Raw genomic sequence first — 13,515 nt, forward strand, 5'->3', positions numbered from 1 at the left:
TCTCAGAAAAATCTTAACCTATGACCAAACTAGTCTTCAGCAATACTTGCTGGTGGCCAATTTTCAAGGCGCATACCAAGTGACAAGCCACGTGAAGCGAGCACATCCTTAATCTCAGTAAGAGATTTCTTACCAAGATTAGGTGTTTTTAATAATTCAACTTCTGTACGTTGTACTAAATCACCGATATAATGAATTGTTTCTGCTTTCAAACAGTTAGCAGAACGAACTGTCAACTCTAAATCATCTACAGGACGTAATAAAATCGGATCAAATTCCGGTTTTTCTTCCTTAATTTCAGGTTGACGAACATCACGCAAATCAACGAATGCATCGAGTTGCTCTGCTAAGATTGTTGCAGCACGACGAATTGCTTCTTCAGGCTCAAGCGTACCATTAGTTTCTAACTCGATAACAAGTTTATCTAGGTCAGTACGTTGTTCAACACGAGCTGCTTCAACATTATATGCAATGCGATCAACTGGGCTGTAACAAGCATCAACAAGTAAGCGACCAATTGGACGCTCCTCTGCTTGACTATGAGTGCGAGCTGAAGCTGGAACATATCCTCTACCACGCTGAACTCGAATACGCATACTGATTGATGCATTTTCATCAGTTAAGTGACAGATTACATGATTCGAATTCACAATTTCAACATCACCATCATAGGTAATATCCGCTGCAACAACAGGGCCAATTCCAGATTTATTTAGTGTCAGAATAACATCATCTTTATTCTGTACTTTAACCGCTAGACCTTTAAGGTTTAAAAGAACTTCAAGAATATCTTCTTGAACACCTTCCTTACTACTATATTCGTGCAATACGCCATCAATTTCCACTTCAGTTACAGCACAACCTGGCATTGAAGACAGAAGGATACGACGTAATGCATTACCTAGAGTATGGCCAAAACCACGCTCTAACGGCTCTAAGATCACTTTAGCATGAGTTGAACTAATTTGTTCAATATCTACTAAACGTGGTTTTAAAAATTCTGTAACAGAACCCTGCATTTTATCCTCTCTTTGCTTTTAAGCTTAACTATTATTTAGAGTAAAGCTCAACGATCAGATGTTCGTTAATATCTGCTGATAAATCAGAACGTTCAGGAACACGTTTGAACACACCTTCCATTTTTGCAGAATCAACTTCTAACCATGTTGGTTTTTCTCTTTGTTCTGCTAATTCTAATGACGCTTTAATACGTGCTTGTTTTTTAGATTTCTCACGAACAGCAACAACATCATTTACAGAAACTTGGAAAGATGGAATGTTAACAACACGACCATTTACAACAATCGCTTTATGGCTCACTAATTGGCGAGCTTCTGCACGAGTTGCAGCAAATCCCATGCGATAAACAACGTTATCCAATCTACCTTCTAATAACACTAATAAATTTTCACCAGTGTTACCTTTTAAACGGTTTGCTTCTTTATAGTAGTTACGGAATTGACGTTCTAAAATACCATAGATACGACGAACTTTTTGTTTTTCACGTAATTGACTACCATAGTCAGACAAACGCGGTTTACGAGCACCATGTTGACCAGGTGCTGTATCAATTTTACATTTTGAATCAATCGCACGCACGCCTGATTTAAGAAATAAATCAGTACCTTCACGACGGCTGAGCTTGAGTTTTGGACCCAAATATCTTGCCATTTTCTTTCTCCAACTATCCTATATACGTCTTAGACGCGACGTTTTTTCGGTGGACGACAACCGTTATGAGGAATCGGAGTCACATCAGTAATATTCGTGATACGGAAACCCGCTGCGTTTAACGCGCGAATTGTAGATTCACGACCTGGACCCGGACCTTTAACCATAACTTCCAAGTTCTTTAAGCCGAATTCTTTAACAATTTCAGCACAACGTTCAGCAGCAACTTGTGCAGCGAACGGGGTAGATTTACGAGAACCACGGAAACCTGAACCACCTGCAGTCGCCCATGCTAGAGCGTTACCTTGACGGTCAGTAATAGTAACGATTGTATTATTGAAAGATGCGTGAATATGTGCTACGCCATCTACGACTTGTTTTTTTACACGTTTACGTGCACGAACTGGTGCTTTAGCCATTCTTTATTTACCCCGACTATTTTTTGATCGGCTTACGTGGACCCTTACGGGTACGCGCATTAGTTTTAGTACGTTGACCACGTACCGGTAAACTACGACGGTGACGTAAACCACGATAACAACCTAAGTCTAAAAGACGTTTGATGTTTAGTGTTACTTCACGACGTAAATCACCTTCAACGGTAAATTTACCAACTTCGTCACGCAGTTTGTCAATCTGCTCTTCAGACAATTCTCTGATCTTAACATCTTCAGCAATACCCGCTACAGCACAAATAGCTTTTGAACGAGTCTTACCAATACCGTAAATTGCAGTTAAAGCGATTACAGCGTGTTTATGATCAGGAATGTTAATGCCTGCAATACGGGCCACTATGCACTCCTATTATTTTAACTAATTTGGTATTCTGATCTTGAAAAGCCCGTTTTCAGGATACTCAAACAGAATACCAAGGACATAAATGAGTTGAGCAGTATAACTGCTCAACTGGTTCTTTGCAAGAAAAAATATGAATTAACCTTGACGTTGTTTATGTTTAGGATCGCTGCACAATACACGTACAACACCTTCACGTTTAACAATTTTACAGTTACGACACATTTTCTTTACGGAAGCACGAACTTTCATTGCTTATCCTTTTCTACTAAATGAACAATTATTGTCCAAAACCTTTAAGGTTTGCTTTTTTCAACGCAGATTCATATTGAGACGACATTAAGTGACTCTGAACCTGCACGATGAAATCCATAATTACAACGACTACAATTAAAAGAGATGTTCCACCGAAGTAAAATTTAACATCCCAAGCCGATGTCATAATATAAGGAACTAAACACACAAACGTTACATAAAGACCGCCAATCAGTGTAAGACGAGTCATAACTTTATCAATATAACGAGAGGTTTGTTCCCCTGGTCTAATTCCTGGAATAAATGCACCAGATTTTTTTAGATTATCTGCTGTATCTCGCGGATTATACTGCATTGCAGTGTAAAAGAAGCTAAAGAAAATAATTGCTACAGCATAAACAAGCAAATAAAGAGGCTGACCAGGATTCAACAACATAGATAAATTATTTAACCACTCAAACTTATCATTTTGTCCAAACCATTGAGTTAAGGTAGCTGGAAATAAAATAATACTTGAGGCAAAAATTGCCGGCATTACGTTTGCCATATTTACTTTCAATGGTAAATGTGTCGAATGACCACCTAAAATTTGACGACCTTGTTGACGCTTTGCATATTCAACGCGAATTCTACGTTGTCCTCTTTCAACAAAAACAACGAAATAAGTTACTGCAAATACAATAGCTGCGATCAGAAGAAGCACTAATGGATGCATCTGTCCTTGACGAGCCTGCTCAATAGTTTGAAGTATAGCTGATGGTAAACCAGCTACGATACCGCCAAAAACAAGAATTGAAATACCGTTACCAATACCTCTTTCAGTAATTTGTTCACCTAACCACATGAGGAACATAGTTCCAGTTACTAAGCTAACAACTGAAGTGAAGTAAAAAGCAAATCCAACATTTGGCACTAAGCCTGGTAACATATTTGGTAAACCTGTTGAAATAGCTACTGCCTGAATGGTTGCAAAAACAACTGTCGCATACCGAGTATACTTAGAAATTTTACGTTGACCAGCAGCACCTTCTTTCTTTAATTCTGCTAAAGCAGGAGAAACCGTTGCAAGCAACTGAATTACAATAGATGCCGAGATATACGGCATAATACCTAATGCTAAGATAGATGCACGGCTTAATGCACCACCAGAGAACATGTTAAACATGTCAATGATGGTGCCTTTTTGTTGTTCAACTAATTGAGCTAGCACAGCCGCATCAATACCAGGAACCGGAATGAAAGAACCAATTCGGTAAACGATAAGCGCACCTAAAACGAAAAGTAATCGGCTTTTTAATTCACCTTTACCGCTATTAGTACTTCTTGCTTGATAACCTGGTTGTTTAGCCATTTGCTAATTATTCCTCAACTGAACCGCCAGCAGCTTCAATTGCTGCTTTTGCACCCTTAGTTACACGCAAACCACGAACTGTTACCGCAGATTTCACTTCACCCGCTAAAACTACTTTAGCGAATTGGATATCTTTAGTTAAGATATTGGCTGCTTTTAATGTTTCTAAGGTTACTACATTACCTTCAACTTTGGTTAACTCGTTCAAACGAACTTCTGCAGTTACTGCAGCCTTCATTGAAGTAAAACCAAATTTTGGTAAACGACGGTATAACGGCATTTGACCACCTTCGAAACCGCGACGAACACCGCCACCAGTACGAGATTTTTGACCTTTATGACCACGACCACCAGTCTTGCCTAAACCTGAACCAATACCACGACCAAGGCGTTTAGCGTTATGCTTTGCACCTTCAGCCAGAGACAGAGTATTTAAACGCATCTCTTACTCCTCCACTTTAACCATGTATGAAACTTGGTTAATCATACCACGTACTGCAGGCGTATCAATTAACTCAACAGTGTGGTGCATATGGCGAAGACCAAGACCACGCAAGGTAGCTTTATGCTTCGGTAAACGAGCAATTGAGCTACGAACTTGTGTTACTTTAATAGTTTTAGCCATTATTCATTACCCCAAGATTTCATCAACAGTTTTACCGCGTTTTGCAGCAACCATTTCTGGTGATTTCATGTTTGCTAATGCATCAATAGTTGCACGAACAACGTTAATTGGGTTGGTAGAACCATACGCTTTAGAAAGAACGTTACGTACACCTGCAACTTCTAATACTGCACGCATTGCACCGCCAGCGATGATACCTGTACCTTCGCTTGCTGGCTGCATAAATACACGTGAACCAGTATGAACACCTTTAACTGGATGCTGTAATGTACCCTCATTCAAAGCAACGTTAATCATATTACGACGTGCTTTTTCCATTGCTTTTTGGATCGCTGCTGGAACTTCGCGTGCTTTACCATAACCAAAACCTACTCGGCCATTACCATCGCCCACCACAGTTAATGCAGTGAAACTCATAATACGACCACCTTTTACAGTTTTTGATACACGGTTTACTGCGATTAGCTTCTCTTGCAGTTCACCAACTTGTTTTTCGATGTTTGACATCTCAATTTACCTCATTAGAACTGTAGACCAGCTTCACGTGCAGCGTCCGCTAAAGTTTGGACACGACCATGATATTTAAAACCGGAACGATCAAAAGCAATAGCTTGAACGCCTTTTGCTAATGCGCGTTCTGCAACAGCTTTACCTACTGCAGCAGCAGCATCTTTATTACCGGTGTATTTTACTTGCTCACGAATTGCTTTCTCAACAGTTGAAGCAGCGGCAAGCACTTCTGAACCGTTTGGTGCAATAACTTGTGCATAAATATGACGCGGAGTGCGGTGAATAACTAAACGAGTTACACCTTGCTCTCTCATCATATGACGTGCACGAGCTGCACGACGGATACGAGCTGATTTCTTATCCATAGTGTTACCTTAATTATTTCTTCTTAGCCTCTTTGATACGTACCACTTCATCAGCGTAACGTACCCCTTTACCTTTATAAGGCTCAGGACGGCGATAAGCACGAATATCTGCTGCAACTTGACCGATCAACTGTTTGTCTGCACCTTTCAATACGATTTCGGTTTGAGATGGACATTCTGCAGTAATACCTGCCGGCAAAGTGTGCTCTACTGGGTGAGAATAGCCTAAACTTAATGCAATTGCATTACCTTTAAGTTGAGCTCTGTAACCTACACCCACCAATACTAATTTTTTAGTGAAACCTTCAGTAACACCGATAACCATTGCATTAACTAATGCACGTGCAGTACCCGATTGAGCATTTGCTTCAACAAAACCTTCACGTGGAGTGAACGTAAATTGTCCGTTATCTTGTTTTACTTCAACTGATTCATGAATTTTGCGAGATAACTCGCCATTTTTACCTTTTACTGTTAATAGCTGACCGTCGAGTTTAACTTCAACGCCGGCAGGAATATTAACAGGTGCCTTTGCAACACGAGACATTTTCCTACCCCTCTATTAAGCTACATAACAGATGATCTCACCGCCTAAACCTGCTTGACGAGCAGCGCGGTCAGTCATAACACCTTTAGATGTAGAAATAACTGCAACACCTAAACCGCCCATAACTTTTGGTAATTCATCTTTACGTTTGTAAATACGAAGACCAGGACGACTTACACGTTGGATGCTTTCTACAACTGGTTTGCCTTGGAAATATTTTAAAGTAATTTCCAATTCAGGTTTAGCACCTTCTAAAACTTTTACGCTTTCGATATAACCTTCAGCAGCTAATACGTTGGCAATTGCCACTTTTAGCTTGGAAGAAGGCATATTGATTGCAACTTTGTTCGCAGCTTGACCGTTACGAATACGGGTCAGCATATCTGCGATTGGATCTTGCATACTCATTGTACTTTTTCTCCGATTCCAAAATAAAGTGGTATATTACCAGCTCGCTTTTTTAAGGCCCGGGATTTCACCGCGCATTGCAGCTTCACGAACCTTAATTCGGCTTAAACCAAACTTACGTAAAACGCCATGAGGACGTCCAGTTTGGCGGCAACGGTTACGTTGACGAGATGGGCTAGAATCACGTGGTAAAGTTTGTAACTTTAACACTGCATCCCAACGATCTTCATCAGAGGCATTGACATCAGAAATGATTTTCTTTAATTCAACACGTTTTGCGTAGAATTTTTCAGCCAATTTAACGCGTTTTACATCGCGTGCTTTCATTGATTGTTTAGCCATTATAACCTGCCTTATTTACGGAATGGGAAATTAAAGGCAGCAAGTAGTGCTTGACCTTCTTCATCATTCTTAGCAGTAGTTGTGATAGTGATATCTAAACCACGTACACGATCTACTTTATCGTAATCGATTTCAGGGAAGATGATTTGTTCACGCACACCCATGCTATAGTTACCACGACCATCGAATGATTTCGCGCTTAAACCGCGGAAGTCACGAATACGTGGAACAGCAATTGTAATTAAACGTTCAAAGAACTCCCACATACGCTCACCGCGTAGTGTTACTTTACAACCGATTGGATATCCCTGACGGATTTTAAAGCCAGCAACAGATTTACGAGCTTTAGTTACTAAAGGTTTTTGACCGCTGATTGCTGCTAAGTCCGCTACTGCGTTGTCTAGCAATTTTTTGTCGGTCAATGCTTCACCCACACCCATATTCAGGGTAATCTTTTCGATTCGTGGGACTTGCATGACAGATTTGTAGCCGAATTTATTTTTTAATTCGCTTACTACTTGATCTCTGTAGTAATCATGCAGTTTCGCCATCGCATTACTCCAGTTTGTTAGATAATTTCATTGTTAGATTTGAAGAAACGTACTTTTTTGCCGTCTTCGAATCTAAAACCTACACGGTCAGCTTTATTTGTTTTAGGATTGAAAATCGCAACATTTGAAGCGTCAATTGCAGCTTCTTTTTTCACTAAACCACCAGCTTTTCCTAATGCAGGAACTGGTTTTTCATGTTTAGTAATGATGTTGATACCTTCAACAAACACTTTACCGTTTGGTAACACTTTAGTTACCTTGCCACGTTTGCCCTTATCTTTACCAGTAAGAACAATTACTTCATCATTTTGACGGATTTTAGCAGCCATTACATTCCCCTTACAGTACTTCTGGAGCTAAAGAAATGATCTTCATGAATTTCTCAGAACGAAGTTCACGAGTCACTGGTCCAAAAATACGAGTACCGATTGGTTGCTCAGTGTTATTATTTAAAATTACACAAGCGTTACCATCGAAACGAATAACTGAGCCATCTGGGCGACGAACACCCTTCTTGGTGCGCACAACAACTGCTTTTAATACATCACCTTTTTTTACTTTACCGCGTGGAATTGCTTCTTTTACAGTAATTTTGATGATGTCACCAATCGCAGCATAACGACGGTGCGATCCACCTAGAACCTTGATACACATTACGCTGCGAGCGCCTGAATTATCAGCAACATCCAGCATAGTCTGTTCTTGGATCATATTAGTGCTCCGTTAAGATTAAAAAAACACCCTTTCGGGACGAACCTGTTACCCCAAGGTAAACAGGCTGTTGAGTCTAGCAAATTCACCACTTAAAATCAACTGAATTTTCAGTTTACCACTAAGATTAATTGTAATCACACAAAAAAAAAAGAGCGGTCCAAAAACGTTGATTTTTTTAACCACTCTTTAGCTAACAATGCTGCTTACGACGTTCGGTGCTATAATCAGTTTGCAACGTAAAATCTCTAATCCAATTAGCTAACTCATCAAATTCAGACGAACCATTTTCATTTATTGGTATATATTGATATTTTTGCTTATTGCATCTATGTTCTGTTATAAACTTTATATACCTGTGCCAAACCTCAGGCTTAGTTGACGAACGAGAAAGCTGCTTTTTTATTTTTTCATATTCTTTTTCTTCATCAACATCACACGCTCCCGATCTAGCATAATCATCACATAATTCTTTAGCAAGTCTTCTTACATCCCAGCCCACGTTTCGTAATAAAATCTTAAGTTCTTTTTTGAGTAATAATGATTGAACGCTCTCCATAATTTTCTCATTTTTATCAAATTGTCCCGATTTGTCCCCATCTCGCTGCTTATACTAGTTTCCACTAAAGCAATTGCTTTAGGACATTAAATTATGTTCATCAATAAAAGGATTTCGTTATGAAAATTCGAAAACAACTGTATCGGGAAACATTTGCTCTTTGTAATACACAAAGAACATCAGGCTCTCATCGTGAAAATGAACCACCAAGCGCTAAGATTAGAGGAAATTGATATGAAATATTCATCAGATAAACATATTAATCAATTTGTGACTCAACTTGTAAAAATTGGTTGGCTATTCACACATAGAAGCAAGCATAGTTTACTCATCTCTCCAGATGGCTTGCAACATATTTTTGTTGCTTCATCTCCTAGCGACAAGCGTGCTTTTTTAAATATTAAAAAGCATGTGAAAAAATTTGGGTTTAAAAAATGTTATAATGGAGCAAAAAAATGAACGAGCTAGTTATTAATTGGCATATTACGGAAGCCCGCAATTTTAAATGCCAATACTGTTTTGCCAAATGGCAAAAACCAGATAAAAAAGAACTCTTACATTCTGATAATGAGGTTTCTCAACTAATTGAACAATTTCAAACGCTTTTAACCCTAATTAATCACAAATATCAAAGCCACTTTGAACAAATTCGATTAAATCTTGTTGGCGGTGAAACTTTCTTATATCGTAGTGCAATAAAGAACATTATTATGCAAGCTAAAAAGCATAATATGATTTTATGCTGCTATTACAAATGGTAGCAAATTAACTCCAGAGTTAAATCAAATTATTGCCAATCAATTTAAAATGATCGGCTTTAGTATTGATTCAATTAAAGATAATACAAACCTACTTATTGGTCGCCAAACTAATAATAAAGCTATGGATTATCAGTTATTATTGCGGAATATTGAAATAATTCGCAGCATTAACCCAACAATTCAAATTAAAATTAATACTGTTGTAAATAAACATAACTACTCAGAATCATTATCGGAATTCATTTCACAGGTAAAACCAACAAAATGGAAAATATTTAAAGTTTTACCAATTATGAATGATGCTCTTTCAATTAATGATCAGCAATTTCACTATTTTCTTGAAAATCATCGCCAATTTGAAAATATCATTAGCGCAGAGAATAACGAAGAAATGACCCATTCCTATTTGATGGTTGATCCTTCAGGGCGTTTTTTTCAAAAAATCGAACAGCAAACAGGTTATCAATATAGTGAACCCATTTTATCTGTTGGTATTGAAAAAGCATTTCAACAAATTCCATTTGAACTAGTAAAATTTTTACATCGTTACCACTAATACAATTTGCTCACTGAAAAAGAGAGCAAATTAATCACATCTCTGATAATATTTACTAAAACTTTGTTTAAACTCATATTCTCCGCCACCTTTTCCTACTGTATTTATTGCTTTAGCTAACGCACATGCACAAATCTTTCTTTTTTCTAAGATAGCATAATTTCCAATACAATTACTCATTAATTGGTATTCTACCTCAATAGGAAATCTTGTTTGTTCAACATAATCATTAAATTGATAACCCGCAACAGCACCTAAAATAACTGCTGTTACGGTTACTTTCTTAGCTCTTGTCCATTCTATTTTCTATCTCAACTTATTTAAACAAAATTTCACACATAATATACTTTTATTTATATTATTTTTTAACCACACTTTAAAGCATAAAAAGCCCTAGCTTTCGCTAAGGCTTTAAATTTTTTAATGTAGAAAATTAAGCAATAACTGCTTTTTCAACTACACGAACTAAAGTCCAAGATTTGGTTTTTGATAGAGGGCGACATTCGCGAATCTCTACGGTATCACCAACTTTGGCTTCATTGTTCTCATCGTGTACATGTAATTTAGTTGTACGACGGATAAATTTACCATATAAAGGGTGTTTTACCTTACGTTCAATAGCAACAACGAAAGATTTTTCCATTTTGTCGCTAACAACTTTACCTTGTACGCTACGAATTTTATCAGTCATTACTCACCCGCCTTTTCGGTTAATACAGTTTTTACACGTGCAATATCACGACGCACTTGTTTAGCCTGATGGGTTTGTTGAAGCTGACCGGTGGCTGTCTGCATACGCAACTTGAATTGTTCACCTAAAAGGTTTACTAATTCAGCATTCAGCTCTTCAACACTTTTTGTACGTAAATCTTGAGCTTTCATTACATCACCGTCTTAGTTACGAAAGTGGTCTTAACTGGCAATTTAGCAGCTGCTAATGCAAATGCGTTTCTTGCTACTTCTTCAGACACACCATCCATTTCATAAAGCACTTTACCCGGTTGGATTAGGGCTACCCAGTACTCAACGTTACCTTTACCTTTACCCATACGGACTTCTAATGGTTTTTCAGTAATTGGTTTATCTGGGAATACACGAATCCAGATTTTACCTTGACGTTTTACTGCACGTGACATTGCACGACGTGCCGCTTCGATTTGACGAGCGGTTAAACGACCACGACCAACTGCTTTTAACCCGAATGTACCGAAGCTAACTTCAGTACCACCCGCGATACCACGGTTACGGCCTTTGTGAACTTTACGGAATTTTGTACGTTTTGGTTGCAACATTTAGCGTTTCTCCTTACTTACGACCTTTGCCACGTGGAGCCTTTTTAGGCTTGTCGGCAGGTTGTTGTTCTGATTGCGCAACGGCAGCCATTCCACCAAGAATTTCACCTTTGAAGATCCACACTTTAACGCCGATTACGCCGTAAGTTGTGTGAGCTTCTGCAGTGTTATAATCGATGTCCGCACGAAGAGTATGTAGAGGTACGCGACCTTCACGATACCATTCAGAACGTGCGATTTCTGCACCACCTAAACGACCGCTAACTTCAACTTTGATACCTTTAGCACCTAAACGCATTGCACTTTGTACCGCACGTTTCATAGCACGACGGAACATTACACGACGTTCTAATTGAGAAGCGATGCTGTCTGCAACTAATTTTGCATCTAATTCCGGTTTTTTCACTTCAGCAATGTTGATTTGAGCCGGAACGCCAGCGATTTGAGATACTGCGTTACGTAATTTTTCAACATCTTCACCTTTTTTACCGATAACGATACCAGGGCGAGCTGTGTGAATTGTTACACGAATACTTTTCGCTGGACGCTCAATAGTAATACGTGAAACCGAAGCGTTTGCTAATTCTTTAGTTAAGAATTTGCGTACTTTGAAGTCACCGTCAAGATTGTCGGCGAAATCTTGTGTATTCGCGAACCAAGTAGAGTTCCAAGGTTTTACAATACCTAGGCGAATACCATTTGGATTTACTTTTTGACCCATTGCTATTCCTCTACTTATTAACGATCTGACACAACCACAGTAATGTGGCTAGTACGTTTTAAAATACGATCTGCACGACCTTTAGCACGTGGCATAACACGTTTCATGCTAGGACCTTCGTCAACGAAGATTTTAGCAACTTTAAGATCATCGATATCTGCACCATCATTATGCTCTGCGTTAGCAATAGCAGACTCTAATACTTTTTTCACTAAAGCCGCAGCTTTTTTATTAGTAAAAGTTAAGATTTCTAATGCTTGCGCAACTTTTTTACCACGAATTAAATCGGCAACTAAGCGAGCTTTTTGGGCAGAAGTGCGAGCGTAACGATGTTTTGCGATAGTTTCCATCTATTTACCTCTTATTTCTTAGCTTTCTTATCTGCCGCATGACCGCGGTATGTACGAGTCGGTGCAAATTCACCTAATTTATGGCCGATCATTTCATCAGATACATAAACAGGAACGTGCTGACGACCATTATGGACTGCGATGGTCAATCCGATCATTGAAGGAATGATCATTGAACGACGGGACCAAGTTTTGATTGGTTTTTTATCCCCGCTTTCCACCGCCTTCTCTACCTTCTTCAACAAGTGTAGGTCAAGGAAAGGACCTTTCTTGAGAGAACGTGGCATGGCTTATCCTCTTATTAATTTAAATTATTTGCCACGACGACGTACGATATATTTATCAGTACGCTTGTTGTGACGAGTTTTCTTACCTTTAGTTTGAACGCCCCAAGGAGTTACTGGGTGTTTACCAAAGTTACGACCTTCACCACCACCGTGTGGGTGATCTACTGGGTTCATTGCAGTACCACGAACTGTAGGGCGAATACCTCTCCAGCGGTTAGCACCAGCTTTACCCAATACGCGAAGCATATGTTCTGAGTTACCAACTTCACCGATTGTAGCAACACATTCAGCTAATACTTTACGCATTTCGCCTGAACGTAAACGTAAAGTTACGTAGTTGCCTTCACGAGCGATGATTTGTACATAAGCACCAGCAGAACGAGCGATTTGACCGCCTTTACCTGGTTTTAATTCAACGTTATGTACTGTTGAACCAACTGGGATATTACGCATTGGTAATGAGTTACCCACTTTAATTGGTGAGTTAACGCCAGATTGGATTTGATCGCCAACTGACAAACCTTTAGGTGCTAAGATATAACGGCGTTCACCATCTTTATAAAGCACTAAAGCAATGTTAGCTGAACGATTTGGATCATATTCTAAACGTTCAACAACCGCTGGGATATCTAACTTGTTACGTTTGAAATCGATTAAACGGTAATGTTGTTTATGACCACCACCGATGTGGCGAGTGGTAATACGACCATAATTGTTACGACCACCAGTTTTAGATTTAGTATCTAGAAGAGGCGCGTAAGGTTTACCCTTGTATAATTCAGGGTTCACGATTTTAACAACGTGACGACGACCAGCGGAGGTCGGCTTACATTTAACGATAGCCATTCTCTAATTTCC

General features: G+C 39.0%; 27 protein-coding genes. 3 read left to right on the forward strand and 24 right to left on the reverse strand.

Annotation, left to right across the window (positions count from 1 at the left end; translation table 11 throughout):
* Positions 1 to 29: 29 nt before the first annotated feature.
* The 17 genes from AC6H0A_RS07285 to AC6H0A_RS07365 form a co-directional block, all read right to left on the reverse strand.
* Positions 30 to 1,019 (reverse strand): DNA-directed RNA polymerase subunit alpha, encoded by a 990-nt coding sequence (locus AC6H0A_RS07285; RefSeq protein ID WP_005640999.1) that lies wholly within the window; start codon positions 1,017 to 1,019, stop codon positions 30 to 32.
* A 31-nt stretch (positions 1,020 to 1,050) separates the two neighbouring features.
* Positions 1,051 to 1,671 carry a 30S ribosomal protein S4 gene (rpsD, locus tag AC6H0A_RS07290; protein WP_005625866.1) on the reverse strand — a complete coding sequence of 207 codons (621 nt, stop codon included), beginning with the start codon at positions 1,669 to 1,671 and terminating at the stop codon, positions 1,051 to 1,053.
* Between the two features lie 29 nt (positions 1,672 to 1,700).
* A complete protein-coding gene (gene rpsK, locus AC6H0A_RS07295; RefSeq protein ID WP_497512609.1) occupies positions 1,701 to 2,090 on the reverse strand; it encodes a 30S ribosomal protein S11 in 390 nt (129 codons plus the stop codon).
* A 16-nt stretch (positions 2,091 to 2,106) separates the two neighbouring features.
* The gene (gene rpsM / locus AC6H0A_RS07300; RefSeq protein WP_005640997.1) at positions 2,107 to 2,463 is read right to left on the reverse strand and encodes a 30S ribosomal protein S13; all 357 of its coding nucleotides are present in this window, start codon (positions 2,461 to 2,463) and stop codon (positions 2,107 to 2,109) included.
* Between the two features lie 141 nt (positions 2,464 to 2,604).
* Entirely contained in the window at positions 2,605 to 2,718 is a 114-nt protein-coding gene (gene rpmJ / locus AC6H0A_RS07305; RefSeq protein ID WP_005625868.1) for a 50S ribosomal protein L36, read from the reverse strand.
* Positions 2,719 to 2,746: 28 nt separating this feature from the next.
* Positions 2,747 to 4,072, reverse strand: coding sequence for a preprotein translocase subunit SecY (gene secY / locus AC6H0A_RS07310; RefSeq protein ID WP_005640995.1), 1,326 nt, complete (start codon positions 4,070 to 4,072; stop codon positions 2,747 to 2,749).
* A gap of 7 nt (positions 4,073 to 4,079) precedes the next feature.
* Complete coding sequence (rplO, locus tag AC6H0A_RS07315) at positions 4,080 to 4,514, reverse strand: 50S ribosomal protein L15 (RefSeq protein ID WP_005640993.1); 435 nt, start codon at positions 4,512 to 4,514, stop codon at positions 4,080 to 4,082.
* A gap of 3 nt (positions 4,515 to 4,517) precedes the next feature.
* On the reverse strand, positions 4,518 to 4,697 hold the full coding sequence (gene rpmD, locus AC6H0A_RS07320) for a 50S ribosomal protein L30 (protein WP_005543631.1): 180 nt from the start codon (positions 4,695 to 4,697) through the stop codon (positions 4,518 to 4,520).
* Between the two features lie 6 nt (positions 4,698 to 4,703).
* A complete protein-coding gene (gene rpsE, locus AC6H0A_RS07325) occupies positions 4,704 to 5,204 on the reverse strand; it encodes a 30S ribosomal protein S5 (RefSeq protein WP_005625871.1) in 501 nt (166 codons plus the stop codon).
* Between the two features lie 14 nt (positions 5,205 to 5,218).
* The gene (gene rplR, locus AC6H0A_RS07330) at positions 5,219 to 5,572 is read right to left on the reverse strand and encodes a 50S ribosomal protein L18 (protein ID WP_005640990.1); all 354 of its coding nucleotides are present in this window, start codon (positions 5,570 to 5,572) and stop codon (positions 5,219 to 5,221) included.
* Positions 5,573 to 5,585: 13 nt separating this feature from the next.
* The gene (gene rplF, locus AC6H0A_RS07335; protein WP_005625876.1) at positions 5,586 to 6,119 is read right to left on the reverse strand and encodes a 50S ribosomal protein L6; all 534 of its coding nucleotides are present in this window, start codon (positions 6,117 to 6,119) and stop codon (positions 5,586 to 5,588) included.
* 15 nt (positions 6,120 to 6,134) lie between these two features.
* Complete coding sequence (rpsH, locus tag AC6H0A_RS07340; RefSeq protein ID WP_005625877.1) at positions 6,135 to 6,527, reverse strand: 30S ribosomal protein S8; 393 nt, start codon at positions 6,525 to 6,527, stop codon at positions 6,135 to 6,137.
* 36 nt (positions 6,528 to 6,563) lie between these two features.
* Positions 6,564 to 6,869, reverse strand: a complete 306-nt coding sequence (gene rpsN, locus AC6H0A_RS07345; RefSeq protein WP_005625879.1) for a 30S ribosomal protein S14 — start codon at positions 6,867 to 6,869, stop codon at positions 6,564 to 6,566.
* Positions 6,870 to 6,880: 11 nt separating this feature from the next.
* The gene (rplE, locus tag AC6H0A_RS07350) at positions 6,881 to 7,420 is read right to left on the reverse strand and encodes a 50S ribosomal protein L5 (RefSeq protein WP_005625881.1); all 540 of its coding nucleotides are present in this window, start codon (positions 7,418 to 7,420) and stop codon (positions 6,881 to 6,883) included.
* Positions 7,421 to 7,437: 17 nt separating this feature from the next.
* Complete coding sequence (gene rplX, locus AC6H0A_RS07355; RefSeq protein ID WP_005635734.1) at positions 7,438 to 7,749, reverse strand: 50S ribosomal protein L24; 312 nt, start codon at positions 7,747 to 7,749, stop codon at positions 7,438 to 7,440.
* 10 nt (positions 7,750 to 7,759) lie between these two features.
* Positions 7,760 to 8,131, reverse strand: a complete 372-nt coding sequence (gene rplN / locus AC6H0A_RS07360) for a 50S ribosomal protein L14 (protein WP_005548786.1) — start codon at positions 8,129 to 8,131, stop codon at positions 7,760 to 7,762.
* A gap of 193 nt (positions 8,132 to 8,324) precedes the next feature.
* Complete coding sequence (locus AC6H0A_RS07365) at positions 8,325 to 8,690, reverse strand: hypothetical protein (RefSeq protein ID WP_044232510.1); 366 nt, start codon at positions 8,688 to 8,690, stop codon at positions 8,325 to 8,327.
* Positions 8,691 to 8,924: 234 nt separating this feature from the next.
* Between AC6H0A_RS07365 and AC6H0A_RS07370 the strand changes: the two genes are divergently transcribed.
* Genes AC6H0A_RS07370 through AC6H0A_RS07380 form a run of 3 tightly spaced genes read left to right on the forward strand, consistent with a single transcriptional unit; the run spans position 8,925 to position 10,007 of the window.
* Positions 8,925 to 9,149 (forward strand): hypothetical protein, encoded by a 225-nt coding sequence (locus AC6H0A_RS07370; RefSeq protein ID WP_044232507.1) that lies wholly within the window; start codon positions 8,925 to 8,927, stop codon positions 9,147 to 9,149.
* Positions 9,146 to 9,451, forward strand: a complete 306-nt coding sequence (locus AC6H0A_RS07375; protein WP_005640986.1) for a hypothetical protein — start codon at positions 9,146 to 9,148, stop codon at positions 9,449 to 9,451. Before AC6H0A_RS07370 ends, AC6H0A_RS07375 begins: the two co-directional genes overlap by 4 nt.
* Before the next feature lie 28 nt (positions 9,452 to 9,479).
* The gene (locus AC6H0A_RS07380) at positions 9,480 to 10,007 is read left to right on the forward strand and encodes a viperin family antiviral radical SAM protein (RefSeq protein WP_253181231.1); all 528 of its coding nucleotides are present in this window, start codon (positions 9,480 to 9,482) and stop codon (positions 10,005 to 10,007) included.
* Positions 10,008 to 10,440: 433 nt separating this feature from the next.
* Here AC6H0A_RS07380 and rpsQ read toward each other — a convergent pair whose 3' ends face one another.
* Genes rpsQ through rplB form a run of 7 tightly spaced genes read right to left on the reverse strand, consistent with a single transcriptional unit; the run spans position 10,441 to position 13,503 of the window.
* On the reverse strand, positions 10,441 to 10,698 hold the full coding sequence (gene rpsQ, locus AC6H0A_RS07385; RefSeq protein ID WP_005625886.1) for a 30S ribosomal protein S17: 258 nt from the start codon (positions 10,696 to 10,698) through the stop codon (positions 10,441 to 10,443).
* Entirely contained in the window at positions 10,698 to 10,889 is a 192-nt protein-coding gene (rpmC, locus tag AC6H0A_RS07390; RefSeq protein WP_005625888.1) for a 50S ribosomal protein L29, read from the reverse strand. The genes rpsQ and rpmC overlap by 1 nt, the downstream gene beginning before the upstream one ends.
* On the reverse strand, positions 10,889 to 11,299 hold the full coding sequence (gene rplP, locus AC6H0A_RS07395; RefSeq protein ID WP_005640983.1) for a 50S ribosomal protein L16: 411 nt from the start codon (positions 11,297 to 11,299) through the stop codon (positions 10,889 to 10,891). The genes rpmC and rplP overlap by 1 nt, the downstream gene beginning before the upstream one ends.
* A 13-nt stretch (positions 11,300 to 11,312) precedes the next feature.
* Positions 11,313 to 12,020, reverse strand: a complete 708-nt coding sequence (rpsC, locus tag AC6H0A_RS07400) for a 30S ribosomal protein S3 (RefSeq protein ID WP_005640982.1) — start codon at positions 12,018 to 12,020, stop codon at positions 11,313 to 11,315.
* 17 nt (positions 12,021 to 12,037) lie between these two features.
* Positions 12,038 to 12,370 carry a 50S ribosomal protein L22 gene (rplV, locus tag AC6H0A_RS07405; RefSeq protein ID WP_005625897.1) on the reverse strand — a complete coding sequence of 111 codons (333 nt, stop codon included), beginning with the start codon at positions 12,368 to 12,370 and terminating at the stop codon, positions 12,038 to 12,040.
* A gap of 11 nt (positions 12,371 to 12,381) precedes the next feature.
* Positions 12,382 to 12,657 (reverse strand): 30S ribosomal protein S19, encoded by a 276-nt coding sequence (gene rpsS / locus AC6H0A_RS07410; protein ID WP_005539416.1) that lies wholly within the window; start codon positions 12,655 to 12,657, stop codon positions 12,382 to 12,384.
* A gap of 24 nt (positions 12,658 to 12,681) precedes the next feature.
* Positions 12,682 to 13,503, reverse strand: coding sequence for a 50S ribosomal protein L2 (rplB, locus tag AC6H0A_RS07415; RefSeq protein ID WP_005640979.1), 822 nt, complete (start codon positions 13,501 to 13,503; stop codon positions 12,682 to 12,684).
* Between the last annotated feature and the right edge of the window lie 12 nt (positions 13,504 to 13,515).

The organism is Haemophilus sp. THUN1692, from assembly GCF_059704395.1.